The organism is Streptomyces sp. NPDC054863, assembly GCF_053610825.1.
Window position 1 is genome coordinate 1 of sequence record NZ_JBSGZD010000049.1, and the last position, 24,750, is coordinate 24,750.

Below are 24,750 nucleotides of genomic sequence, written 5' to 3' on the forward strand. Positions count from 1 at the left end.
TGCTCGTACGGCGAGCACGTGCCCGGGCCGCTTTCCCGTGGCGGTCTGCTACTGCATGACCGCCATGGCCAGCGCGCGGCGGGCGCGGAGCGAGACGCGCTCCGCGCGGCGCTGCATGCGCCGGGCGGCGACCAGGCGCACGGCCTGGCGTTCCGCGTCGGCTTCCCGCCGACGCTCTTGCATATGGGCACGAGCCATGGCTTCTGGGATGAGTTGCATCTCGCGGGTCCTGTTCTGACGCGAGGCGTTCGCGCCGATGGTGCTTGCGGTGGAGGTTGCGGAGCCGGACGGCTCGTACGTGGTGGGGATCATCGGGTCCTGCTTCTGGGGATCGTGCGTGTGGGGGCGGTCAATGGGTCCTGTGCCGGTGATGTTCATGCGGCGACCGGGTTCTTGCGCGGACGGCCACGCGGACGCTTGCGGGCGACAACGACGCCCTGGACGAAGAGCTCGCCGCCCCAGACGCCCCAGGGCTCGCGGCGCTCCTTGGCACCGGCGAGGCAGGCCTCGACCAGCGGGCAGGTGCGGCAGAGCGCCTTGGCGTACTCGACGTCGGCCGGGGACTCGGCGAAGAAGACCTCCGGGTCGTACGAACGGCAGGGGACGGGCACGCCGAGGTTCTCGATGGCGTCGTCGAGCGCGGTGAGCGCAGTGAGGGGGGTCAAGGTGGAGTCCTCCGTGAGACCGGGCGGCGGGATCGGGTGGGAAGTCGGTACGGACGGGGCGTGCGTGTCGAGTTGCACGGTGGTGGGTTCCTCGTCTGTTCGTTCCGGCCTGTTGGCCGAGTGGTGGCTGGTACCGGGTACTGCTTGGTCCCGAGGCCCCTTCGTCCTGTCGTTCCGTTTCGGGAAAAACAAAAGGGCCGCGGATCCCGGGTGGGGTTCCGCGGCCCTGAAGGCGCCGGTCTGATCGTCGATCAGACTGGATCACTCCAGGGTTCGAGCCCACGGAAGGCCCACATCAGGTGGTGCTGCGTCGTCGCCTGCGTCTTCGATCCGGCACCGGTCGCCGCAAACGCATAGGCCTTCGCCTGTGCCTTTGCTACTGCTGCTTCCGGTGCCTCGGTCGGTCGCTCATTGCGCTCCCGGACGGGGAGGCTCGCCAGGGCAGCCGGGCTGACGGCGGAGATGCCGGACAGACCGGTGCCGTGCAGCGAAGCGGTGGCGCCGAGCGAGACGACAGCAGAGAGCGAAGAGCCGAGGGTGCAGGTGGAGACGACAGAGCGATCGGTCATTTTGTTGAAGTCAATGAAGCTGGTCACTGCAATCGCCTCCTCTCGGCGTCTAGATGGTCCGGGCCGAGGCCTGGACACGCGTATTCGGATAAGTACAGCACAAAAACAGGGCTTCAGAGAAGAGCCGCTGTTCCCGTGGTTAAGAACCTATGGGGCTCCCGGGGACTAGCGCAAACTATTTTTTCGACGAGTTTTCCTCAGTCCGGGACCCCGCCCCCGCCGAGCTCCTGACCTGCACAGAGGGCCAGGACGTCGGTTCCGTAGAGCCGCAGCTTGCGGGCACCGACACCGGCGATCCTGACCAGGTCGCCCTCGGCGTCGGGCCTGGCCTCGGCGATCGCCATGAGGGTCTTGTCGGTGAAGACGCAGTACCCGGGCTGTCCGAGCTTCCCGGCCTGGGTCTCGCGCCAGTCGTGCAGCCGCTCGTACAGCCCCTCGTCCATGTCGGAGGGGCAGTCCTCGCAGCGCATCAGCTTCATCTCGCCGCCGTCGATGAGCGTCTTGCCGCACACCCGGCAGCGGATCGGCCCCCGGAAGGCGCGCACGGCGGTGCCGGGCGCGGCCCCGGACGAGGACGAGCCGCCGCCCGCCGCCGCCCGGGACACCTGGCTCCCGGAGCCGGGGCGCAGGCCCTTCAGGAAGCGGCTGGCCGTGCGGGAGGGGCGTCCGCCGGGTGAGCGGGCGAGCGCCCAGGACAGGCTCAGATGGACACGGGCCCGGGTGACGCCGACGTACAGCAGGCGGCGCTCCTCCTCCACCTGCTCGTCGGTCTTCGCGTACGTGATCGGCATCATGCCCTCGGTGAGGCCGACCAGGAACACGGCGTCCCACTCCAGGCCCTTCGCGGCGTGCAGCGAGGCGAGGGTGACGCCCTGGACGGTGGGCGCGTGCTGGGCGGCGGCCCGCTCCTCCAGTTCCTTGACCAGGTCGGCGAGGGTGACCTGCGGCGCGGCCTTGGCGAAGTCCTCCGCGAGCCGGGCCAGTGCGGCGAGGGACTCCCAGCGGTCGCGGGCCGCGCCGGAGCCTGCCGGGGGGGTCGGTTTCCAGCCGCTGCCGCTGAGGATGGCGCGGACCTGGGCGGGCAGGCCCTCGACGCCGTCGAGCAGGGAGTCGTTGCGGCCGAACCGGGCCGCGCTGCGCAGTGCGGCGATCGCCTCGCGCACCTCGGGACGCTCGAAGAACCGCTCGGCCCCGCGCAGCAGGTAGGGCACCCCGGCGTCGGCGAGCGCCTGCTCGTACACCTCGGACTGGGCGTTGATGCGGTACAGCACGGCGATCTCGCCGGCCGGGACGCCCGCGGCGATCAGGTCCCGGATGCGGCGGGCGGTGCCCTCGGCCTCGGCGGGTTCGTCGCCGTACTCCCGGAAGACGGGGACGGGGCCCGGGTCGCGCTGCGAGATCAGCTCAAGGCGGTGCTCGGCGGCGCGGCCGGTGGCCGGGGCGAGGACGCCGTTGGCGAGGTGGACCACCTGGGGGGTGGAGCGGTAGTCGCGGATCAGCTTGACGACGGTCGCCTCGGGGTGGCGGGTGCGGAAGTTCAGCAGGTGGTCGGGGGTGGCGCCGGTGAAGGAGTAGATCGTCTGGTTGGCGTCGCCGACCACGCAGAGGCTGTCGCGGTCGCCCAGCCACAGGTCGAGCAGCCGCTGCTGGAGCGGGCTGACGTCCTGGTACTCGTCGACGACGAAGTGCTGGTACTGGCGGCGGAACTCGTCGGCGATGAGGTGCTGGTCCTGGAGGATGCCGACGGTCAGCAGCAGCACGTCCTCGAAGTCGATGACCGAGCGCTCGCGCTTCAGCTGCTCGTACGACGCGTAGATCTGGCTGATTTCCGACGGGGTGCGGGGGGCCTCGCGGTGTGCCTTGGCGATTTCGGCGGGGTAGTCGCCGGGGACGATCTGGGTGACCTTGGCCCATTCGATCTCTGCCGTCACGTCACGCAGCTCGCCCCGGTCGAGGCGGATGCCGAGGTGTCCGGCCGCCTCGGCGACCAGCGCCACCTTGCGCTCGATCAGGCGCGGCAGGTCACCACCGACGGCCTTGGGCCAGAAGTAGCGGAGCTGGCGCAGGGCGGCGGCGTGGAAGGTGCGGACCTGGACGCCTCCCGCGCCGAGCTGGCGGAGTCGGCCGCGCATCTCGCCCGCGGCGCGCACGGTGAAGGTCACCGCCAGCACGCTTGTCGGCTCGTAGGTGCCCAGGCGTACTCCGTAGGCGATCCGGTGGGTGATCGCGCGGGTCTTGCCCGTACCGGCTCCGGCGAGGACGCACACCGGCCCGTGCAGGGCGGTCGCGACCTCGCGCTGCTCCGGGTCGAGCCCGTCGAGCACCGCTGCGGCCGTCTCCGGGACCTGCGGGAAAGGGGAGGAGTGCGTTGCTGCTGTCACCCTGCCATGCTGCCAGGTCTGCGGGGACGGGTGCGGCGGTTGTCCACAGGGGGTGGGCGTTGGTCGTACTAATGCGGGAATGGTGGGCGGGTCGCGTACGTTCGAGTCACTGGGAGTACGGATCAGTTCGGATTTACCCAGCGAATCAGAGGAGCAAGAGGGACATGTCGGGCACCGTGACGATGTACAGCACCACGTGGTGCGGCTACTGCCGCCGGCTCAAGGGCCAGATGGACCGCGAAGGCATCGCGTACAACGAGGTCAACATCGAGCACGACGCCGACTCGGCCGCGTTCGTGGAGAAGGCGAACGGCGGCAACCAGACCGTCCCGACGCTCCTGGTGGTTTCCCCCGCCGGCACCGAGTCGGTCATGACGAACCCGTCGCTGGCGCAGGTCAAGCAGGCGCTGGCCGCCGCCTGACCTCCTGTTGTACGCATGCGAGGTACGCATGCCTTGTACACAGGCCTGGTACGCAGGCCTGGTACGCATGAATGAACCGCCGCCCGGCGTATACCGCGGGCGGCGGTTCTTTCGTACGTGCGACGAGGTCAGGCCGCGCGGCCCTGCTTCGGCAGGGGTTCGCCGTACCAGAGCTCGATCAGGCGGGCCGCGATCGAGATGCCGTACGGCGGGAGCACCTCGCCGGACTCGAAGGCGGCGGTGAGGTCCGCGCGGGAGAACCAGCGGGCCTCCTCGATCTCCTCGCCGTCGACGTTGATCTCGGAGCTGGTGGCGCGGGCCATGAAGCCGAGCATCAGGCTGGAAGGGAACGGCCAAGGCTGGCTGGCGACGTACTCGACGTCGCCGACCACGACGCCCGCCTCCTCGAAGACCTCGCGGGCCACCGACTGCTCGATGGACTCGCCCGGCTCGACGAAGCCCGCGAGGGTCGAGAAGCGGCCCTCGGGCCAGTGCACCTGACGGCCGAGGAGCGCGCGGTCCTGATCGTCGGTGACCAGCATGATCACCGCGGGGTCGGTGCGCGGGTAGTGCTCGGCGCCGCAGGCCTGGCAGCGGCGGATGTGTCCGGCGGCGGCGATCACGGTGCGCTCGCCGCAGCGGGAGCAGAAGCGGTGCAGGCGCTGCCAGTTCTCCAGGGCGACCGCGTGCACCATCAGGCCCGCGTCCCGGGGGGAGAGCAGCAGGCCCGCCTCGCGCAGCCCGGCCGCGCGCGCGGACTGGTCCATGCGGCCCGGGAGGGTGTCCTTCTGGAGGGCGAAGTAGCTGACGCCGTCGTCGTCGGTGCCCAGGAAGTAGCGGTGGGTCTCGGTGACGGGGGCCTCGAAGGCGGGGGTCATGACCAGCTCGGTGCGGCCGTCGGGGGTGTCGTCGACCAGCGCCTGCCCGCCGGAGACGACGAAGACGCGGGTCGAGGGGTGGCTCCAGGCGGCGGCCAGCCAGGCCTCGTCCAACCGGTGGTGCGCGGCGCGGTCGATACCGCTGGGGGCGGAGAGGGCGAGGGGGCGGTCGGGGCCCCCGGTGGGGGTCAGGCTGGTGCTGCTGGTGGTGCCGGTCGTACTGGTGGTGCTCGCGGTGACGCCGTTGTCGGTGCTGGTGCTCACAGGTGCTTCCAACTCCCCCGGGTGGATCGGGATTCTGTTCTGCTCAGCGGTTGTTCTGTTCTGCTCAGCGGTTGTTCTGCTCTGCTCAGCGGTTGTTCTGCTCTGCTCGGTAGTGGTGCCGCTCTGCTCAGCGGTTGTCCTGCGCGGCGAGGTCGCCCCACAGGTACGCGGTGGTCTCGACGCCCTTGAGCAGCAGGTCCAGCTCGACCTTCTCGTTGGGCGCGTGCCAGCCGTCGGACGGTACGGAGATGCCCAGGAAGAGGACGGGTGCGCCGAGGACGTCCTGGAGGTCGGCGGCCGGGCCCGAGCCGCCCTCGCGCGTGAAGCGGACCGGCTGCTCGAAGGCGCGGCCCATGGCCCGCACGACGGACTGCAGGGCGGGGTGGTCGAGCGGGGTGAGGCAGGGGCGGGTGGCGGCGCCGAAGGTGATCTCGTACCGGATTCCGGCCGGGACGCGGGGGGCGATCCAGTCCCGTACCGCCTGCTCGATCTTGTCCGGGTCCTGTCCTGCGACGAGGCGGAACGACAGCTTCAGCTCGGCGGACGCGGGGACGACGGTCTTGCCGCCGGGGCCCTGGTAGCCGCCGCCGATGCCGTTGACCTCGGCGGTCGGGCGGGCCCAGATGCGCTCCAGCGTGGAGTACCCGGCTTCGCCGTGGGTGGCGTACGACTTGGCGGTGCTCAGCCACTTCGCCTCGTCGAAGGGGAGCTCGGCGAAGAGTGCGCGCTCCTGGTCGGTGAGGGGGACGATGCCGTCGTAGAAGCCGGGGACGGTGATGTGTCCTTCCTCGTCGTGCAGGGCGGCGACCACGCGGGCGGCGACGGTGGCGGGGTTGGGGACCGCGCCGCCGAAGGAGCCGGAGTGGATGTCCTGGTCGGGGCCGCGGAAGGTGATCTCGCAGTCGGCGACGCCGCGCATGCCGGTGCAGACGGTCGGGGTGTCCTCGGACCACATGCCGGTGTCGGAGACGATCACGGTGTCGGCGGCGAGGCGCTCCCGCTGCTGCTCGATGAGCGCGCGGAAGTGCGGCGAGCCGGACTCCTCCTCGCCCTCGATCAGCAGCTTGAGGTTGACTGCGGGGGCGGTGCGGCCGGTGGCGGCGAGGTGCGCGCGCACGCCGAGCGTGTGGAAGAACACCTGGCCCTTGTCGTCGGCGGCGCCCCGGCCGTACATCCGGCCGTCGATCGTCGTCGGCTCGAAGGGCTCCGTGTGCCAGCCGTCCTCGCGGGCGGCGGGCTGCACGTCGTGGTGTCCGTAGACCAGGACCGTGGGGGCGTCCGCGTCGCCCGACGGCCACTCGGCGAAGACCGCGGGGGCGCCGTCGGTGGGCCAGATCTCGGCGACCGGGAATCCGGTCTCGCGGAGCTTGGCGGACAGCCATTCGGCACTGCGCCGTACGTCCTCGGCGTGCTCGGGCTGGGCCGAGACGGAGGGGATGCGCAGCCACTCGGCCAGGTCGGCGAGGAAGGCGGTGCGGTGCTCCTCGATGTACGTACGGACGGCGCTGTCCGGGGTGTCGCTCATGACCTTGAGCCTAACTCTCCGGGGGAGGTGCGGCGTCCGGCGCCCAGGTCGCGCTCTCGTCGGCCGGGGGTTCGCCGGAGAGGATGCGCTCCAGCTCCGGGCGGCCCGGCAGGCGGGTGGGGCGGACGACCTCGCCGCTTCGTACGTACAGGAATGTGGCCAGAACCTCATCGGGGCGCAGTCCGTGCAGCTCGGCCCAGGCCAGTCGGTAGATGGCGAGCTGGAGGGGGTCGGCGGCCCGGGTGCGGCTGGTCTTCCAGTCGACGATCTCGTACGCGCCGGTGGCTTCGTCGCGGTAGACGGCGTCGATACGGCCGCGGATCACGCGGCCCGCGAGGGTGAGGTGGAACGGGGTCTCGGTGCGGTGCGGGGTGCGGCGGGCGTACGCGGTGCGCTCGAAGGCCTCTTTGAGGGCGGCCAGATCGCGCTCGTCGGCGATCTCGGCGTCGTCCTCGTCGCCGCCGGGCAGCTCCTCGGGGCCGAGCATCGGGAGGGGGAGCTCCTCGAAGCGGGACTCCACCCAGGCGTGGAACCGGGTGCCGCGCCGGGCGGCGGGCTGCGGCGGCCTGGGCATGGGGCGGGCCAGCTCCTGGGCGAAGCCGTCGGGGTCGGCGGCGAGGCGCATGAGCTGGGTGGCGGAGAGGGCCGGCGGAACGGGGACGTCGCGGGTGGTGGCACGGGAGCGCCGCAGCTCGTCGGAGAGGGCGTCGAGGTCACGGTCCCAGGAAGCGACGGCTCGGGACTCTTCGGGGGTGAGGGGCGCGGGGGGCGCAGGCGCAAGGGGCGCAGGGAGCGGCACGGTGGGACCGGAGGGGTCCGGGTGCTCACGAGCGGATACACCTTCGTGGCCCAGCGCCGAGGTGCCGGGGCTGTCGTGCTCGTGGCCCAGCGCTGCGGTACCGGAAGTGCCAGAGGTGGCGGAGGTGCCAGAGGTGGCGTGCTCGTGACCCAGCGCCGAAGTGCCGGGGCTGTCGTTCTCGTGGCCCAGCGCTGCGGTCCGGGGGGTGCCAGAGGTGACGGGGGTACCAGCGGCGGCATGCTCGTGGCCCGGTGCCGAAGTGCCGGGGCTGTCGTGCTCGTGGCCCAACGCTGCGGTACGGGGGGTGCCAGCGGTGGCGTGCTCGTGGTCCGGTGCCGAGGTGCCAGGGGTGGTGTGCTGCGCCGCGCCGGGGTCCGGGCGCCGGGTCGAGAGCGCGTCCCAGTCGGCGGCGGACTCCGCGTCGTCCGGGGCGGCCCACTCCTCGGGGTCGTCGGGGGCCTCCGCCGGGATCCAGTCGTCCCAGGCCGTCGGTGACGGCGACGGCGGGGGCGGGGGCTGCGGGGTGTTCCGGAGGGCGTCCAGGTGGGCGCGGACCGTGCCGGCCGCGCGGCGGCGGCGGGCCAGGGCCTCGTCGTCGAGCGGAAGCGGCCAGGCGCGGTCGGTGGCCGGCTCCTGGAGGGCGGGGTTCTCCTCACCCTCCTCCGGGTGCTCCGCCCACACCTCGATCTCGCCGAAGCCGGCCGCGGAGTGCTCGTACAGCGCGGTGAGGAAGTCGGAGGGGCCGCGCGGCTTCTTCTGGGACGGGCCCCACCAGTGGCCGGAGCCGAGCAGCAGGCTGCGGGGGCGGGTGAACGTGACGTATCCGAGGCGGAGTTCCTCGGTGTGCTGGTGGTCCTTCATCAGGTCCTTGAAGGCCTTCATGCCCTTGGCGTCCCACTCCTCCACGTCGGGGAGGGTCTGTGCGTCGCCGCGCAGGGCGTGCGGCAGGACCTTGGCCTGGGAGGTCCACGCGTCGCGGGTCTGCTCGCTGGGGAAGGTGCCCTTGACCAGGCCGGGGGCGGCGACCACGTCCCACTCCAGGCCCTTGGACTTGTGCGCGGTGAGGACCTTCACCGTGTTCTCGCCGCCGGGCAGTGCGTGGTCCATGCCCTTCTCGTACTGGGCGGCGGTGTGCAGGAAGCCGAGGAAGGCGAGCAGGGTCGCCTCGCCGTCCAGCGAGGCGAAACCGGCCGCCGTGTCGAGGAAGCTGTTGAGGGTCTCGCGGCGGCGGGCGGCCAGGGCCCTCGGGGAGGCGGAGAGTTCGACTTCGAGGCCGGTGGTGTGCAGGACGCGGTGCAGGACGTCCATGAGCGGGTCGGCCAGCGAGCGGCGCAGCTCGCGCAGTTCGAGGGCGAGGTGGGCGAACCGCACCCGGGCCTCCGCCGAGAACGGCAGCCCGTCGTCCGCTTCCCCCGCCGACTCCAGGAAGGTGTCGAGGGCGTCGGCGAGCGATATCACCTCGGACGGGTCGACCCCCTCGACGGCCTCCGCCAGCCTGCGGTCGGGGTCGTCGTCGGCGCCGCTCCCCCGGTGCACGAGCAGCCGCGCGCGCCGGCCGAGCAGTGCCAGGTCGCGGGGGCCGATCCGCCAGCGGGGGCCGGTGAGCAGCCGTACGAGGGAGGCGTTGGCACCCGGGTCCTGGAGGACTTCGCAGACCGCGACGAGGTCGGCGACCTCGGGCAGGTGCAGCAGCCCGGACAGGCCGACCACCTCGACGGGGATGTCGCGGGCGACCAGGGCCGCCTGGATCGCGGGGAAGTCGCCCGCCGTGCGGCACAGGACGGCGATGTCCTGGGGTTCCTTGCCCGTGCGCACCAGGTGGGCGAGGGAGTCGGCGATCCAGTCGATCTCCTCCTCGTGCGTACGGAGGAGGGCGCAGCGGACGATGCCGTCGCGCTCCGCGCCGGGGGCGGGGCGCAGGGCCTCGACGCCGCGGTGCATGGCGCGCAGCGGGGTGGCCAGGCCGTTGGCGAGGTCGAGCAGGCGGCCTCCGCTGCGGCGGTTCTCGCTGAGCGAGTAGCGGTCGGCGGGGCGGCCGTCCTCGTGCGCGAAGTGCTCGGGGAAGTCGTCGAGGTTGGCGACGGAGGCGCCGCGCCAGCCGTAGATCGCCTGGCAGGGGTCGCCGACCGCTGTGACCGGGTGCCCGGTGCCACCGCCGAACAGCCCCGAAAGCAGCAGCCGTTGGGCCACCGAGGTGTCCTGGTACTCGTCGAGCAGGACCACCCGGAACTCGCCGCGCAGCGCGGCACCCACCTCGGGCAGGGCGGCGAGCCGGGCGGAGAGCGCGATCTGGTCGCCGAAGTCGAGGAGGTCCCGGCTGCTCTTCTGCTCCCGGTACCGGACGGTCAGTTCGAGGAGTTCCCGGCGGGCTTCGGCGGCCTCGGGGACCTTGCGCAGGTCGGCGTTGGAGAGCTTGACGCCTTCCAGGGTGCGCAGCAGCTCCGTGTCGTACGTCCGGAGGGTCTGCGGTGTGACGAGGTGCTCGGCGAGCTCCGCGTCCAGGGCGAGGACGTCGCTGACCAGGCTGGCGAAGGACCTGGTGAGGGCCGGGTACGGGCCGGGGGCCTCGCGCAGGACGCGGGCGGCGAGCTGGAAGCGGGTGGCGTCGGCGAGGAGGCGGGCGGAGGGTTCGAGGCCGATGCGCAGGCCGTGGTCGGTGAGGAGCTGCCCGGCGAAGGCGTGGTAGGTGGAGATGCGGGGTTCGCCGGGAGGGTTGTCGGGGTCGATGGCGTCGGGGTCGGTGATCCCGGCGCCGATCAGGGCCTTGCGGACGCGCTCGGCGAGCTCGCCGGCCGCCTTGTTGGTGAAGGTGAGGCCGAGGACCTGCTCGGGGGCGACCTGGCCGGTCCCCACCAGCCACACCACGCGGGCGGCCATCACCGTCGTCTTGCCCGATCCGGCCCCGGCCACGATGACCTGCGGGGCGGTGGGTGCCGTGATGCACGCCAGCTGCTCCGGGGTGAACGGGATGCCGAGGAGCTGCTTGAGCTGCTCGGGGTCGGTGATTGTGGTGGTCACCTCGAAAAGGCTATCCGCCCCCACTGACAACGACCGTCACAGCACCTCTCACCAGGCACTTTCCCCGCTGGGACGGTCACTCCACGATGTGCCGGCCCTCCGGCTGCGCGCTGCACGACGCCCGGAAAGCGCAGTGCGTGCACTGCTGGCCGGTGCTCGGTGCGAACCTCTCGTCGAGGACCCGGCCGGCCGCGGTGGCCAGCAGGTCGCCGACCCACTCCCCCGCGAGGGGCTGCTGGGCCTGGATCTTCGGGAGGTCCTCGCCGCCGTCCTTCTTGGCGGCGCCCTGCCGCAGCTGGACGAGTTCCGCTCCGCCGGGCCCGGGGTTCCGGCCGCCGAAGACGTCGTCGACGGCGCCCTCGCGGACGGCCAGCTGGTAGACGGCGAGCTGCGGGTGGTGGGCGACCTCGTCGCGGGTCGGGGCGGACTTGCCGGTCTTGAAGTCCACGACGTACGCCCGGCCCTGTGCGTCCGTCTCGACGCGGTCCATGGAGCCGCGGATGCGCACCTCGTACTCGCCGCCCGCCTCCAGCGTCACGTCGAAGCCGTGTTCGGTGGCGACGGCGGTGCGCCCGCCGCGGTCCATGACGTGCCAGGCGAGGAAGCGCTCCAGCGCCACGCGCGCGTGCTCCTTCTCCTGCCGGGACTTCCAGGGCGCGTCGAAGGCGAGCGCGTCCCACACGGAGTCGAGCCGCTCCATGAGGACGCCCAGATCGGCGGGCGTACGGCCGGATGCGACCTCGTCGGCGAGTACGTGGACGACGTTGCCGAAGCCCTGGGCAGCGGTGGCGGGGGCGTCCGCCTTGACCTCGCGCCCCAGGAACCACTGCAGGGAGCAGGTGTTGGCGAGCTGGTCGAGGGCGCTGCCGGACAGGGCGACGGGCTGGTCCCGGTCGCGCAGCGGCACCGCGCTGTGCGTCGGCTCGTACAGACCCCACCAGTTGTTCGGGTGGGCGGCGGGCACCATCGGCCGGTCGTCCTCGTCGCTGAGCGCGGCCAGCCGGGCGAGTCTGCGGGCGGCGGCGTCGCGCAGGGCGTCGGAGGCGTCCGGATCGACGGTGGTGGCGCGCAGTTCGGCGACGAGCGCGGCGACGGCGAGGGGACGGCGGGGGCGCCCCGTGACGTCGCGGGGCTCGACGCCGAGTTCGGTGAGGAAGCGGGAGGGCTGGTCGCCGTCGTCGGCGGGGGCCTTCACCGCGGTGACGACGAGGCGTTCACGGGCGCGTGTGGCGGCGACGTAGAAGAGGCGGCGCTCCTCGGCGAGGAGTGCGCCGGGGGTGAGGGGTTCGGCGAGGCCGTCGCGGCCGATCCGGTCGGCCTCCAGGAGGGAGCCGCGACGGCGCAGGTCGGGCCAGAGTCCTTCCTGCGCCCCGGTGACGACGACCAGCCGCCACTCCAGGCCCTTGGCGCGGTGGGCGGTCATCAGCCGTACCGCTTCGGTCCTCACGGTGCGCCTGCTGAGGGTGTCGGCGGCGATGTCCTGGGCGTCCAGCTCCTCCAGGAAGTTGAGGGCGCCGCGTCCCCCGGAGCGTTCCTCGGCGCGGGCCGCCGTGTCGAACAGGGCGCATATGGCGTCCAGGTCGCGGTCCGCGTTGCGCCCGGCGGGGCCGCCGCGCAGGGCGGCCCGCTCCAGCCGGCGCGTCCAGGTGGTGCTGCCCGCCCACAGTTCCCACAGGGCCTCCTCGGCGGTGCCGCCGCCTTGGAGGAGTTCGCGGGCCTCGCGCAGCAGGGCGCCGAGGCGCTGCGCCCCGCGCGCGTACGCGGGGTCGTGCGCGACGAGCCGCTCGGGCTCGGCGAGGGCGCGGGCGAGGAGTACGTCGGAGGGCGGCGGCACCTTGTTGCCCGCGGCGCGTTCCTCGTCGCGCAGGGCACGGCCGAGGCGGCGCAGGTCGGCGGCGTCCATGCCGCCGAGGGGGGAGGAGAGGAGTTCGACGGCGGTCTCGGTGCCGAGCCAGGCGGGGACGTGCGCGGGGGCGGCGCCGTCACCGTCGTCGGGGCCGTCCGCCGCCGCCTCAAGAGGTGCGTCGTCGGCACGGGGCGCGCCGTCGACGGGTTCCGCCGTGAACGGTGTCCTCGGCGCGTGCTCCAGCGCCGCCCGTGCCACCGCCCGGAGCGCCGTCAGCAGAGGGGTGACCGCGGGTTCGTGCCGCAGCGGAAGGTCGTCGCCGTCGATCTCCAGGGGCACCCCGGCCGAGGTCAGCGCGCGCCGTACCGAGGGGATCGTCCGGCCGCCCGCGCGGACGAGGACGGCCATCTCGCTCCACGGCACGCCCTCCTCAAGATGTGCGCGGCGCAGGATGTCCGCGACGTTGTCCAGTTCGGTGCCCGCCGTCGGGTAGGTGAAGACCTCGACCCGGCCGCCGTCACGGACCGGCGCGAGGTCCCGGTGGGCCTGCACCGCGGCGGCCGGCAGCCGGCCCAGCGGCATCCGCCGGGTGAGCAGCCGGGTCGCGGCGAGCAGTCCTGCGCCGGAGCGGCGCGAGGTGGTGAGGACCTCGACGCGGGCCGGGCTGCCGTCCGGGGCGCGGAAGGTCTGGGGGAAGTCGAGGATGCCGCCGACGTCGGCCCCCCGGAAGGCGTAGATCGACTGGTCGGGGTCGCCGAACGCCACCAGGGTGCGCCCCTGCCCGGCCAGCGCGTGCAGCAGCCGCACCTGCGCGGGGTCGGTGTCCTGGTACTCGTCGACGAACACGGCGTCATAGGCGGACGCGAGCCGTCCGGTCACCGCTTCCCGCTCGGCGAGCAGCACCGCGCGGTGCACCAGTTCGGCGTAGTCGAGGACGCCCTGCATTTCGAGGACGTCGAGGTACTCGGCGAGGAAGGTCGCCGCCGCCCGCCAGTCGGGGCGGCCGGTGCGGTCCGCGAAGTCCCGCAGGGCGTCGGGCCCGAGCCCCAGTTCGCGGCTGCGGGCCAGCACCGCGCGGACCTCGTCGGCGAAGCCGCGGGTGGTGAGGCAGGCGCGCAGTTCGTCGGGCCAGCTGACGTGGGCCAGACCGGCCTTCTCCAGGTCGATCTCACCGGCGAGCAGTTCCCGTACGGCCACGTCCTGTTCGGGGCCCGACAGCAGCCGCAGCGGCTCACTGAACAGGTCGCTGTCCTGGTGGGCGCGGACCAGGGCGTAGCAGAACGAGTGGAAGGTGGTGGCCTGTGGGGCCTGCTGGGCACCGAGGCGGAGCGCCATGCGGTCGCGCAGCTCGACGGCCGCCTTGCGGCTGAACGTCAGGACGAGGATCCGCTCGGGCCGGGTCCCCGCGGCCGCTCTGGAGGCGACCGCCTCGACGAGGGTCGTCGTCTTTCCGGTGCCGGGCCCCGCGAGGACGAGCAGGGGCCCCATCCCGTGGTCAACCACCGCGCGCTGCTGTGCGTCCAGCAGAGGAGGGTCCACCCGGCCCGGCGCGGTACGGACCAGCCGGTACGTGCCCGGGATCCGCTGCCGTGTCTGCCGATAGGGCTGGTGCGGCTGCGTCCGGTGCGTCCGGGAGGTCCCTGTGGAGCCCGAGGGGTCCGAGGAAATGGAGGTGCTCACGTGGATCGCCGGTCCTGGTGGGTGGTGTGCTGGTCTGCCCTGCGGCCGCGGGGAACGACTGTGCCGAGCGGGAAATGACTGTGCTGGGGGGACGACTGTGCTGTTCGGAGCCGCGCCGCGTGCAGCCGCGCCGTACGGGGCGGCTGTGCCGTGCGCGACGGACGTAGTGCGTGCTCCCGACGCTACGCCAGGGAGCACACGGGACGCAGCGGCTCCGCCGCCCCCGCGTCGGCCCCGGCGCACGCCGCCCTCTCCTGCCCCGCGTACTCCGTACGGTCCCAGGACAGCCCCGCGGCGCGCGCGATGGCGGAAGCTGGGCCCTGTGACCCGTACGATCCGCAGCGCCCCGGCCGGAGCCTCAGGAGCCGCCCCCGTGGCCGTTCCCGGGGCCGCCGCGCTCGCGGCCGTTCCCGGGGCCCTCGCCGCCGTCCCACCGGGCGCGCTTCATGTCCAGGCGCGGCAGGTGCCCCTCGGCGGTCCGCGGGACGGTGCGCAGCGGGGTGCCCTCCGCGTGGTACTGCTCCAGGGCCCGCTGTTCGTGACCGGGCAGCAGGTGGCCGTCCGCGCGGACGACACGCCACCAGGGCACCGCGCCCCCGTACAGCGCCATCACCCGGCCGACCTGCCGGGGGCCTCCCCTGTCCAGCCACTCCGCGACGTCCCCGTACGTCATCACCCGGCCCGGCGGGATCTGCTCCGCGACCGCCAGCACCTGTTCCGCGTACTCCGGGAGCTCGTCGCTCACGGCAGGATCGTCGCTCATCCGGCCCATCCTGCCCCATGCCACCGACAGTGCGGCGGCGGGCGCAGGTGCGCGGGCGGTGCCCGGGGCGACGGCGCGTGCAGCACCCTGACGCCCCACCGCACCGTCTGGTCATGCCACCATCATCCGGATGGTGACTGGTGAGCCGAGACCAAGAAGAGACGACGATGAAGGAGCAGGACGTGCAGCCTCGACCGGCGGCAGGCGCTCCTGACGCCGTCCCACGCCCGGACACGGACACCGCGGGCGCCCCTGTCACGGGCGCCCCCGACACCGGCGTTCTCGGCACGGACACCCGTGACACCAAAACTCCGGAGCCGTTCGCCGCAGCCGCGAACGGTGCCTCCGACCTGGCGGGCGAGGGACACGTGGAGCGCGTCTCCGGCGACGAGCCGCTGCTCGCCGCCCGGGTGCACCGTCCTGCCGACCTCGTGCGTCTGCTGTCCGGTCTGCTGGGCATCGCCTGTGTGATCGCCCTGGCATCGTTCGCTCACGGCACGGCGTCCGGACTTGAGCAGGACATCCTGGAAGGCACCAAGCAGACCCCGGTCGTGTTCGTGCGGCTGGCCGGTCTCGTCTCCAGCATCGCCGTGCTGATCCTGCCGGTCGGCTTCGCCATCGAGCGCCTGGTCAAACGCGACGGACTGCGGATCGCCGACGGTGTGCTGGCGGCGGTGCTCGCGCACGGCGTCGCCCTCGCCACCGATCTGTGGGTCTCCGGCCCCGCCCCCGAGGCGCTCCGGGAGGCGCTCACCCGGCTCGCCCACGACGGTTCCGGTGAGCTCACCGACCCGGTGCACGGCTACCTCGCCCCTGTGATCGCGTACATGACGGCGGTCGGGATGGCACGCAGGCCGCGCTGGCGGGTGGCGCTGTGGGCGGTGCTGCTGCTCAACGCGTTCGCGGTGCTGGTGGGCGGTCAGACGACGCCCCTGTCGATCGTCGTCACCGTGCTCATCGGCTGGACCGTGGCGTACGGCACCCTCTATGCGGTGGGCTCGCCCAATGTGCGGCCCACCGGGCAGACGCTGCTCGCCGGGCTGCGGCACGTGGGCTTCCGTCCGGTGACGGCGATGCGCGCCGAGGAGGCCCTCGACCTGGCCGACCCGAGCGACCGGGGGCGGCGCTACATCGTCACCCTGGAGGACGGTCCGCCCCTCGACATCACGGTCGTCGACCGCGAGCAACAGGCGCACGGCTTCTTCTACCGGGTGTGGCGCCGCGTCACTCTGCGCGGCATCACCCAGCGGCGGTCCATCCAGTCGCTGCGGCAGGCTCTTGAGCAGGAGGCGCTCCTCGCGTACGCGGCCATCGCGGCCGGTGCGAACGCCCCGAAGCTGATCGCGACCTCCGAGCTCGGCCCCGACGCGGTGATGCTCGTGTACGAGCACCTGGGCGGCCGGACCCTGGACTCGCTGCCCGACGAGGCGATCACCGACGAGCTGCTGCGGGGCGCCTGGCGCCAGGTGAAAGCGCTCCAGTCGCGCCGCATCGCACACCGCAGGCTGGCCGGCGACGCGATTCTGGTGGATCGTTCCGGCACGGTGATCCTGACCGACCTGCGGGGCGGTGAGATCGCCGCGGGAGACGTCGTGCTGCGGATGGACGTGGCGCAGCTGCTGACCACCCTGGGGCTGCGTGCGGGCGCCGAGCGGGCCGTCGCCGCAGCTGTGGACGTGCTGGGCCCGGACACGGTCGCCGACAGCCTTCCGCTGCTCCAGCCGATCGCGCTGAGCCGCTCCACGCGCGCGACGCTGCGCCGACTGGGCCGTGAGCGCTCGCAGCGACAGCGCGAGGCGGTGCTCGAAGCGTCGCAGGCCTCCAAGGAGGCGCGGGCCCGCGACAAGGGCGCGGAGGCCGCGGCGGGCGGGCGCAAGGCCGTACGCGCGGAGAAGAAGGCCGAGAAGGAGGCCATCGACGAGGCCGTGGAAGGAGCCAGGGAGGAGGACCTGCTGTCGCAGATCCGCCACCAGGTGCTGCTGATCCGCCCGCAGGCACCGGTCGAACCGGTGCGCCTGGAGCGCATCAAGCCGCGCACGCTGGTGAGTCTGCTGGCGGGCGCCTTCGCCGCGTACTTCCTGATCTCGGCGCTCCTCGAAAACCCGATCACCGACGCGTTCGCCCAGATGAAGTGGGGCTGGGTCGCCCTGGCCGCGATGTTCTCCGCGCTCAGTTACGTGGCGGCGGCGATGAGCCTGCTGGGCTTCGTGCCGGAGAAGGTGTCGTTCTGGCAGACCGTCAAGGCGCAGGTGGCCAGTTCGTTCGTGAAGCTGGTCGCGCCCGCCGCGATCGGCGGTGTGGCGCTCAACACCCGCTTCCTGCAGCGCTCGGGCGTACGTCCAGGACTCGCCGTGGCGAGTGTGGGCGCGTCCCAGCTGTTCGGCCTGGGCAGCCACATCGCTCTGCTGATGATCTTCGGATACGTGACCGGGACCGAGCAGACCTCCTGGGAGAACCCGTCCCGGACGGTGATCGCGGGCCTGCTGACGGCAGCGGTGCTGGCGATGATCGTGACGGCGGTGCCGTTCCTGCGGAAGTTCGTCGTCACGCGGGTGCGTTCGCTGTTCGCCGGTGTGGTGCCGCGCATGCTGGACGTGCTCCAGCGGCCGAAGAAGCTCATCACGGGCATCGGCGGCATGGTGCTGCTGACCGTGGTGTTCGTGATGTGCCTGGACGCGTCGATCCGCGCCTTCGGGGAGAGCGAGGCCGACCACCTGAGCTACGCCACTGTCGCGGTGGTGTTCCTCACGGCCAACGCGGTGGGTTCGGCGGTGCCGACGCCCGGCGGTGTGGGCGCGGTCGAGGGCGCCCTGATCGGTGCGCTGACGCTCGCGGGGCTGCCGCCGTCCATCGCGACTCCCGCGGTGATGCTGTACCGGCTGCTGACGTTCTGGCTGCCGGTGCTGCCGGGCTGGCTTTTCTTCAACTCGCTGACGCGCAAGGGTGCCCTGTAGCTGCCTCGAAGAGGCGGCCGGGGCACCCGCTTGGACCCCGGCGCGCGCGGTCCGGCCCGCCCCGGCGCACGATGGTGGGCATGCCTACCCCTTCCGCGCTGCGCGCTCCCGCACTGGCCGCCTCCGTCGTCGTCCTGCTGTCTCTCGCCGGATGTAGCGACGGCGGCGAGAGCAAGGGTGGGGGCGAGGGTGACAAGAAGCAGGACCTCGCCACCCAGGAACTGAAGTGGGAGGAGTGCCCGGCCCCCACCCCCGCGCAGGGCGAGGGCACGAAGCCCTCGCCGCTGCCGGGCGGCGCCGAATGGAAGTGCGCCACCATGCAGGTGCCGCGCGACTACGCGAAGCCGGACGGCGACCGCATCGAACTGGCCCTGATCCGGGCCGAGGCCGCCGACAAGGAGAAGCGCATCGGCTCGCTGATCTTCAACTTCGGCGGTCCCGGCGGCTCCGGGGTGACCACCCTGCCCAGCGCGGGCAAGGACTACGCCGAGCTCCGCTCCCGGTACGACCTGGTGAGCTTCGATCCGCGCGGGGTGGGCCGCAGCGCCCCCGTGAAGTGCCAGGACGACCAGGCGCTCGACGCCTATTACGCCGAGGACGCGACTCCCGACGACGCCGCGGAGGAGAAGGCCTACGCCGACGGCGTGAAGGCGTACGCCGACGCCTGCGAGAAGAACTCCGGCGCCGAACTGCCGTACGTCGGCACCACCAACGCGGCCAAGGACCTCGACCTGATGCGCCAGGTCCTCGGCGACGACAAGCTGTACTACTTCGGCATCTCGTACGGCACCGAACTCGGCGGTGTCTACGCCCACCTCTTCCCGAAGAAGGTCGGCCGGGCCGTCTTCGACGCGGTCGTGGACCCCACCCAGAAGACCGAGCAGAGTTCGCTGGGCCAGGCCAAGGGCTTCCAGCTCGCGCTGAACAACTTCGCCAAGGACTGCGTGGCCCGCGGCGACAAGTGCAAGCTGGAGGGCAGTACGCCCGAGGAGATCGAGGCCGGCATCGTCGCGCTCCTGAACCGCCTCGACAAGAAGCCGGTCCCGGCCACGGCCGGACGGCAGCTGACGCAGAGCCAGGCCACCAACGGCATCGTCCAGACGCTGTACTCGAAGGACTTCTGGCCGTACCTGGAGCAGGGCCTCGACGAGGCGGACGGCGGCAACGGCGCACTGCTCCTCGTACTCGCCGATTCCATGAACGGCCGCAACCAGGACGGCACCTACAGCAACATCGGGGCCGCCAACGCGGCCGTCAACTGCGTGGACTCCAAGGAGCGTTACGACGTCGCGTACGCCAAGTCGAAGGTCCCGGAGTTCCGCAAGGCCTCCCCCGTCTTCGGCGACTTCCTCGCCTGGGGCCTGTCCGGCTGTTCCTCGTGGCCGGTGCCGGGACAGTGGGAGACCCCGGACGTGAGCGCCCCCGGCGCGGCCCCGATCGTCGTCATCGGCAACACCGGTGACCCGGCGACCCCCTACGAGGGCGCCCGGAAGATGACCGAGAAGCTGGGCAAGGGCGTCGGCATCGAGCTGACGTACAAGGGCGAGGGTCACGGTGCGTACAACAGCGGGAACGCGTGCGTGAAGACGAACGTGGACAACTACCTTCTGGAGGGCAAGGTTCCGGCCGCGGGAACGGTCTGCGAGTAGGACGTGACCCCTGGGTCCACCCTGGGGTCCGCCCCCGGCCCGCACGGATTTCTCGTCACTGTCAGTGGTCGCCCCTAAGATATGGGTACTTGCTTTCGAACTCGAAGCAGGTGCGGGGAGACGCACGACGGGGGGCCATCCATGAAGTTGCGCAGCGCATGGCGCGGACGGGCAAGTGCCGTGGTGGCGACGGTGGTTCTGACCGCTGTCGCCGCCACCGGATGCAGTACGGACACCTTCCCGGAGGCGCCGCGGCTGGGGAAGAGTGGCGGAGGCGGGCAGTCCGCTTCCCCGCAGCCGCCGTCCCCCGATCCGCAGTCGTCCGTGCCCGCCTCGCTCACCGGGCAGCAGCTCGCGTGGAAGGGCTGCGAGGCACCCCGCAAGGCGCGCGGCAGCGAGGCCCTGCCGCCCGGCGGCGAGTGGCAGTGCGCCACCGCCAAGGTCCCCCTGGACTACGGAAAGCGGTCGGGCGAGACCCTCGGGATCGCCCTGATCCGGGCCCGCGCGACGGGCGGCGGGGACAAGCGGATCGGTTCGCTCCTGTTCAACTTCGGCGGTCCCGGCGGCTCCGGGGTGGCGACGCTGCCCGCCATGGGCGAGCTGTTCGACTCCCTGCGCGGGCGGTACGACCTGGTGGGCTTCGACCCGCGCGGGGTGGCGGACAGCTCCGAGATCGTCTGCCGCGACGACCCGGCGACGGAGGCCTCGCTCGCCCTGGACTCCACACCGGACACCCCCGCCGAGGAGAAGGCGTACTTCGACGACGCGAAGGCGTTCGGCGCGGGCTGCGCCCGGCGTTCGGGCAAGCTCCTCCCGCACGTCGGCACCACCGACGCCGCCCGCGACCTCGACGTCCTGCGGCAGGTCCTGGGCGACCGCAAGCTGCACTACTTCGGCTTCTCGTACGGCACCGAACTGGGCGGTGTGTACGCCCACCTGTTCCCGGAGAACGTGGGACGGCTGGTCCTGGACGCGGTCGTCGACCCCTCCGCCGACATCGTGGGGCACTCCCGCAACCAGGCCCTCGGATTCCAGCGGGCCCTCGACAACTACTCCCGCAGCACCGGTACGACGTCCACGGCGGGCACCGCACGGGTGGTGCGGCTGCTCGACCGGCTCGACCGGGAGCCCCTTCCGGCGGGCCCGGGGCGCAGGCTCACCCAGAGCCTGGCCCTCACCGGCATCATCGCCCCGCTCTACAGCCGGGACAGCTGGCCGGCCCTGACCCAGGCGCTGACCGCCGCCGAGAGCGGCGACGGAGCCCCGCTGCTGCGCCTGGCCGATTCGTACAACGACCGTGACGGGCAGGGCCACTACAGCACGGCGCACCACTCCCAGCGCGCCATCTCCTGCGCCGACACCAAGGGCCGGGTGAGCGCCGCCCAGGTCCGGGCCACGCACCTGGCGGACTTCCGCGAGGTCTCCCCCGCGTTCGGCCCCTACCTGGCCTGGGACCTGGCGGGCTGGTGCGCGTCCTGGCCGGTGCCGGGGGCGCACGGGACGCCGGAGGTGTCGGCTCCCGGCGCGGCGCCGATCCTGGTCGTGGGCGGCACGGGCGATCCGGCGACGCCGTTCGAGGGCTCGCTGCGGATGGCGGAGGAGCTCGGCAAGGGCGTCGGTGTGCACGTCACGTACAAGGGCGAGGGCCACGGGGCGTACCCGACCGGCAACAAGTGCGTCGTACGGGCCGTGGACGCCTACTTCCTGGACGGGAAGATACCGGCGGCGGGCACCGTGTGCTCGTAGGGGTCGCCCTGGTTCGGGTGTCCGGCTGCCGCTAGGCGGCCGGCCCCCTCCACACGGCGAGGAGGATCAGACCGCCGAGCGAGACCAGGCCGATGCCGCCCGCGGTCCACAGCGGGCCCAGCCCGGCTCCGACAGCAAGATCCACAGCCTCGTGGGCGCGGGCGCCCGCGGGCGATGCGGACGACAAGGGCAGCAGGAGGGGCGACGGGGAAGCAGCGGCGAGCATCATGCAGACGGAACCTCTCGGAGCACAAAGGGCATTACCGGACATGCCTACTTACCGTGCCCACCTGCCGGTATGCCCGTCTGCCGCTCCGCCCGCTCACTCGTTCGGGGAAAGCCGGAGGGGCCGGGCAGCCCCACGGCCGCCCGGCCCCTCCACACACCGCTCCGGTCTAGTAGACCGGCTTCTCCGGCTCGATCTGGTGGACCCAGCCGATCACGCCGCCGCCGACGTGCACCGCGTCCGAGAAGCCCGCCGACTTGAGGACGGCGAGGACTTCCGCACTGCGGACACCCGTCTTGCAGTGCAGGACGATCTTCTTGTCCTGCGGCAGGCCTTCCAGGGCGGTGCCCATCAGGAACTCGCCCTTGGGGATCAGCTTCGCGCCCGGGATCGAGACGATCTCGTACTCGTTCGGCTCGCGGACGTCGATGATCTCGATCTTCTCGTCGGCGTCGATCCACTCCTTGAGCTGCTTGGGAGTGATCGTGGAGCCGGCCGCCGCCTCCTGGGCCTCCTCGGACACGACGCCGCAGAAGGCCTCGTAGTCGATGAGCTCGGTGACGGTCGGGTTCTCGCCGCAGACCGCGCAGTCGGGGTCCTTGCGGACCTTGACCTGTCGGTACTGCATCTCCAGGGCGTCGTAGATCATCAGGCGGCCGACCAGCGAGTCGCCCACGCCGGTCAGGACCTTGATGGCCTCGGTGACCTGGATGGAGCCGATGGACGCGCAGAGCACGCCCAGCACGCCGCCCTCGGCGCAGCTGGGGACCATGCCCGGCGGCGGGGGCTCCGGGTAGAGGCAGCGGTAGCAGGGGCCGTGCTCGGACCAGAAGACCGAGGCCTGGCCGTCGAAGCGGTAGATCGAGCCCCATACGTACGGCTTGTTGAGCAGGACGCACGCGTCGTTGACGAGGTAGCGCGTCGCGAAGTTGTCCGTGCCGTCGACGATGAGGTCGTACTGGGAGAAGATCTCCATCACGTTCTCGGCTTCGAGCCGCTCTTCGTGCAGTACGACGTTCACGTACGGGTTGATGCCGAGGACCGAGTCCTTCGCGGACTCGGCCTTCGAGCGGCCGATGTCGGCCTGGCTGTGAATGATCTGGCGCTGCAGATTCGATTCGTCGACCTCGTCGAATTCGACGATGCCGAGCGTGCCGACACCTGCGGCGGCGAGGTACATCAGAGCGGGTGACCCGAGGCCGCCGGCACCCACGGCAAGCACCTTGGCGTTCTTCAGGCGCTTCTGCCCGTCCATCCCGACGTCCGGGATGATCAGGTGGCGGGAGTACCGACGGACCTCGTCGACGGTGAGCTCAGCAGCTGGCTCAACCAGGGGTGGCAGCGACACGGGAACTCCGGTGGTCGGTAAATCAATACGGTTGTTCTCCGCGTAACACTGCCACGCCCCTTCTCATTCCGAGACACCCGGTCCGATGCGCGAGACGATTTCGTCCCAGTACCCGGGCAGCGCCTCCCAGGGGCTGCCCACCTGGTCACCCGCCCTGTCCCGGTCCGTACGGTCCGTGAACCAGATCGTCCCGGCACCCTGCCAGCGCGCGATGCGCAGCGCCTCCTCAAGATGCGTGCGCGGCACCCCGTGCACCAGGTGGCAGAACCGGGACGCCGGGTAGGAGGCCGTCCACGGGGCCGCCTGCGACCAGCGGTAGTCCGTCCACGGCCCGGAGAAGGTCACCAACTGGTCGGCGGTCTCGGCATATCCGGCGTACGGATGGGTGCCGTGCCCGAGGACCAGACGGACGCCGTCGCGAGTGTCCCCACCGGCTCCCCCGCCTGCATCCCCACCCGCGTCCCCGTTGGCGGTGCCCGCCCCGTCGAGCATCGACCGCAGGGTGTCGGTGAGCCGCCGGGTGGCGGGCAGTTCCTCCCGCTCGGCGGGGCAGCGGTCCAGGTAGAAGCCGTCGGCCCGGTACCAGTCCAGGAAGCGCTGCGCATCCGTCACCAGCTCGCCGAACGCCCTTGCCCCGTACGTCATGTCGAGGTGTCCGAGCACCCGGAGCCCCGCGTTGCGCAGCCGCCCCACGGCTTCGAGGCAGTGCGGGTCGGGGCGGGCGCCCGGCCCCTCGGCGACGTTGAGCACGGTCCAGTGCAGCGGGGCCGTGTGTCCGGGGCCTGCCGCGTACAGCCGGGAGAAGCGCAGGAGTTCGGCCCATTCGACGGGGGCGAGGAGCGGGTGCGCGTACCCCGGGACGCCGATCCCGAGCCGGTCCGCCCCGATGGCGGGGCTGAGCGTGCCGGAGGCGGTCAGATGCGGCACGCCGCCTCCATCCAGATGTCCGCGAGGGATTCCTCCAGATTGATCCGGGGCCGCCAGCCGAGCCGGTCGCGGGCGGTGCGCACGTCGGCCTGCTGCCAGCTTCCGCAGCCGTCGGGGTACGGGTACGGGGCCGCCCCGAGGTGTTCGGTGAGGGCGTCCGAGGAGCGGGGGGCGCCGATGGTCGGGACGCCGCCGTTGCGGACGGCGGCGCTGGCGGCGGCGGAGCTGGAGTAGCCGCTGGGGGCGTCCAGTTCGTGCAGGGCGCCGCCGTAGCCCGCGACCCGGGCGAGGACCGCGGCGGCGTCGCGCAGCCGCACCGCGCGCCCGGTGCCGATGTTGACGACGCCCTGGGCCGCGGACAGCGAGGCGGCGTGGACGGCGCGCGCCACGTCCCGTACGTCGACGAAGTCGCGCTGCACGCCGAGGCCGCTGAGCTTGAGTTCGCCGTCGCCTGACTGCATGGCGCGGCGCATCGCCTCGGCGAGGCGGCCGAGCGGCGATCCGGCGGGGGTACCGGGCCCGACCGGCGAGAACACGCGCAGCACGACGGCGTCCAGGCCCGAACCGAGGACGAGTTCCGTGGCGGCCAGCTTGCTGACGCCGTACGGGCCGCCGGGGCGCGGCACCGCGTCCTCCGCGGTGGACGACCCGGGCTGCGAGGGCCCGTACTCGGCGGCACAGCCGAGCTGGACGAGGCGGGCGCCGCAGCCGCTGCGGCGCAGGGCCTCGCAGACGGTGGCGACGGCGACGGTGTTGTGCCGGGTGAGGTCGCGGGCGCCGCCCCGGGTGGCCCCGGCGCAGTTGACGACGACTCCGGGGTGGACGGCGTCCAGGAAGCGGGTCAGGGCTCCCGGGCTGCCGGTCGCGAGGTCGAACCGAACGTCGGCGTCGTCGCCCCTTCCGAGGGCGGTGAGCTGGACGGCGGGGTCGGCGAGGAGGCGGTCCGCGACGAAGCGGCCGAGGTATCCGTTGGCGCCGAGCAGGAGAACCCTCATCGTGCGTCCCCCCGGTGCCGACGGGCGCGCACGGGCTGCACGGAGAGAGGGGGTGGGGGGTTCATGTGACGTTCTCCTTGGGGGTGTTGTACGGG

General features: G+C 72.4%; 17 protein-coding genes. 4 read left to right on the forward strand and 13 right to left on the reverse strand.

Annotated features, from left to right (window positions below; translation table 11 throughout):
• Positions 1-48 precede the first annotated feature (48 nt).
• The 4 genes from ACWGIG_RS12410 to ACWGIG_RS12425 all read right to left on the reverse strand — a co-directional run bounded on the left by ACWGIG_RS12410 (position 49) and on the right by ACWGIG_RS12425 (position 3,615).
• The gene (locus ACWGIG_RS12410; protein ID WP_453321510.1) at positions 49-378 is read right to left on the reverse strand and encodes a hypothetical protein; all 330 of its coding nucleotides are present in this window, start codon (positions 376-378) and stop codon (positions 49-51) included.
• The gene (locus ACWGIG_RS12415; RefSeq protein ID WP_453321511.1) at positions 375-743 is read right to left on the reverse strand and encodes a WhiB family transcriptional regulator; all 369 of its coding nucleotides are present in this window, start codon (positions 741-743) and stop codon (positions 375-377) included. The genes ACWGIG_RS12410 and ACWGIG_RS12415 overlap by 4 nt, the downstream gene beginning before the upstream one ends.
• Positions 744-916: 173 nt before the next feature.
• Positions 917-1,261: a hypothetical protein gene (locus ACWGIG_RS12420; protein ID WP_453321512.1), complete on the reverse strand. Its 345-nt coding sequence runs from the start codon at positions 1,259-1,261 to the stop codon at positions 917-919.
• 170 nt (positions 1,262-1,431) lie between these two features.
• Positions 1,432-3,615: an ATP-dependent DNA helicase UvrD2 gene (locus tag ACWGIG_RS12425; RefSeq protein ID WP_453321513.1), complete on the reverse strand. Its 2,184-nt coding sequence runs from the start codon at positions 3,613-3,615 to the stop codon at positions 1,432-1,434.
• Between the two features lie 164 nt (positions 3,616-3,779).
• On the opposite strand from ACWGIG_RS12425, the gene ACWGIG_RS12430 reads away from it, so the two are divergent.
• On the forward strand, positions 3,780-4,037 hold the full coding sequence (locus ACWGIG_RS12430) for a glutaredoxin domain-containing protein (RefSeq protein WP_362418580.1): 258 nt from the start codon (positions 3,780-3,782) through the stop codon (positions 4,035-4,037).
• Between the two features lie 128 nt (positions 4,038-4,165).
• On the opposite strand, the gene nudC is transcribed toward ACWGIG_RS12430, so the two are convergent.
• From nudC to ACWGIG_RS12455, 5 genes are all read right to left on the reverse strand, one after another.
• Positions 4,166-5,107: an NAD(+) diphosphatase gene (gene nudC, locus ACWGIG_RS12435; RefSeq protein WP_453321531.1), complete on the reverse strand. Its 942-nt coding sequence runs from the start codon at positions 5,105-5,107 to the stop codon at positions 4,166-4,168.
• 199 nt (positions 5,108-5,306) lie between these two features.
• Positions 5,307-6,704 (reverse strand): dipeptidase, encoded by a 1,398-nt coding sequence (locus ACWGIG_RS12440; protein WP_453321514.1) that lies wholly within the window; start codon positions 6,702-6,704, stop codon positions 5,307-5,309.
• A 10-nt stretch (positions 6,705-6,714) separates the two neighbouring features.
• Positions 6,715-10,521, reverse strand: a complete 3,807-nt coding sequence (locus tag ACWGIG_RS12445) for a UvrD-helicase domain-containing protein (protein ID WP_453321515.1) — start codon at positions 10,519-10,521, stop codon at positions 6,715-6,717.
• Positions 10,522-10,597: 76 nt separating this feature from the next.
• On the reverse strand, positions 10,598-14,053 hold the full coding sequence (locus ACWGIG_RS12450) for an ATP-dependent helicase (RefSeq protein ID WP_453321532.1): 3,456 nt from the start codon (positions 14,051-14,053) through the stop codon (positions 10,598-10,600).
• 352 nt (positions 14,054-14,405) lie between these two features.
• Positions 14,406-14,819, reverse strand: coding sequence for an MGMT family protein (locus ACWGIG_RS12455; RefSeq protein WP_453321533.1), 414 nt, complete (start codon positions 14,817-14,819; stop codon positions 14,406-14,408).
• A gap of 158 nt (positions 14,820-14,977) precedes the next feature.
• On the opposite strand from ACWGIG_RS12455, the gene ACWGIG_RS12460 reads away from it, so the two are divergent.
• From ACWGIG_RS12460 to ACWGIG_RS12470, 3 genes are all read left to right on the forward strand, one after another.
• Positions 14,978-17,764 carry a lysylphosphatidylglycerol synthase domain-containing protein gene (locus tag ACWGIG_RS12460; protein ID WP_453321516.1) on the forward strand — a complete coding sequence of 929 codons (2,787 nt, stop codon included), beginning with the start codon at positions 14,978-14,980 and terminating at the stop codon, positions 17,762-17,764.
• Between the two features lie 80 nt (positions 17,765-17,844).
• Positions 17,845-19,413, forward strand: coding sequence for an alpha/beta hydrolase (locus ACWGIG_RS12465; RefSeq protein WP_453321517.1), 1,569 nt, complete (start codon positions 17,845-17,847; stop codon positions 19,411-19,413).
• A 141-nt stretch (positions 19,414-19,554) separates the two neighbouring features.
• Positions 19,555-21,159, forward strand: a complete 1,605-nt coding sequence (locus ACWGIG_RS12470) for an alpha/beta hydrolase (protein ID WP_453321518.1) — start codon at positions 19,555-19,557, stop codon at positions 21,157-21,159.
• Between the two features lie 31 nt (positions 21,160-21,190).
• Here ACWGIG_RS12470 and ACWGIG_RS12475 read toward each other — a convergent pair whose 3' ends face one another.
• The 4 genes from ACWGIG_RS12475 to ACWGIG_RS12490 all read right to left on the reverse strand — a co-directional run bounded on the left by ACWGIG_RS12475 (position 21,191) and on the right by ACWGIG_RS12490 (position 24,655).
• Positions 21,191-21,388, reverse strand: a complete 198-nt coding sequence (locus ACWGIG_RS12475) for a hypothetical protein (RefSeq protein WP_453321519.1) — start codon at positions 21,386-21,388, stop codon at positions 21,191-21,193.
• A gap of 166 nt (positions 21,389-21,554) precedes the next feature.
• The gene (gene moeZ / locus ACWGIG_RS12480) at positions 21,555-22,733 is read right to left on the reverse strand and encodes an adenylyltransferase/sulfurtransferase MoeZ (protein ID WP_398422617.1); all 1,179 of its coding nucleotides are present in this window, start codon (positions 22,731-22,733) and stop codon (positions 21,555-21,557) included.
• Positions 22,734-22,796: 63 nt separating this feature from the next.
• Positions 22,797-23,660: a spherulation-specific family 4 protein gene (locus ACWGIG_RS12485; RefSeq protein ID WP_453321520.1), complete on the reverse strand. Its 864-nt coding sequence runs from the start codon at positions 23,658-23,660 to the stop codon at positions 22,797-22,799.
• On the reverse strand, positions 23,648-24,655 hold the full coding sequence (locus ACWGIG_RS12490; RefSeq protein ID WP_266659140.1) for an NAD-dependent epimerase/dehydratase family protein: 1,008 nt from the start codon (positions 24,653-24,655) through the stop codon (positions 23,648-23,650). Before ACWGIG_RS12490 ends, ACWGIG_RS12485 begins: the two co-directional genes overlap by 13 nt.
• Between the last annotated feature and the right edge of the window lie 95 nt (positions 24,656-24,750).

Coding starts and splice junctions, on each gene's coding strand:
- ACWGIG_RS12410 (WP_453321510.1), bottom strand. CDS start 378: ATGAACATCACCGGCACAGGACCCATTGACCGCCCCCACACGCACGAT.
- ACWGIG_RS12430 (WP_362418580.1), top strand. CDS start 3,780: ATGTCGGGCACCGTGACGATGTACAGCACCACGTGGTGCGGCTACTGC.
- ACWGIG_RS12440 (WP_453321514.1), bottom strand. CDS start 6,704: ATGAGCGACACCCCGGACAGCGCCGTCCGTACGTACATCGAGGAGCAC.
- ACWGIG_RS12455 (WP_453321533.1), bottom strand. CDS start 14,819: ATGGGCCGGATGAGCGACGATCCTGCCGTGAGCGACGAGCTCCCGGAG.
- ACWGIG_RS12460 (WP_453321516.1), top strand. CDS start 14,978: ATGAAGGAGCAGGACGTGCAGCCTCGACCGGCGGCAGGCGCTCCTGAC.
- ACWGIG_RS12465 (WP_453321517.1), top strand. CDS start 17,845: ATGCCTACCCCTTCCGCGCTGCGCGCTCCCGCACTGGCCGCCTCCGTC.
- ACWGIG_RS12470 (WP_453321518.1), top strand. CDS start 19,555: ATGAAGTTGCGCAGCGCATGGCGCGGACGGGCAAGTGCCGTGGTGGCG.
- ACWGIG_RS12475 (WP_453321519.1), bottom strand. CDS start 21,388: ATGATGCTCGCCGCTGCTTCCCCGTCGCCCCTCCTGCTGCCCTTGTCG.
- ACWGIG_RS12490 (WP_266659140.1), bottom strand. CDS start 24,655: ATGAGGGTTCTCCTGCTCGGCGCCAACGGATACCTCGGCCGCTTCGTC.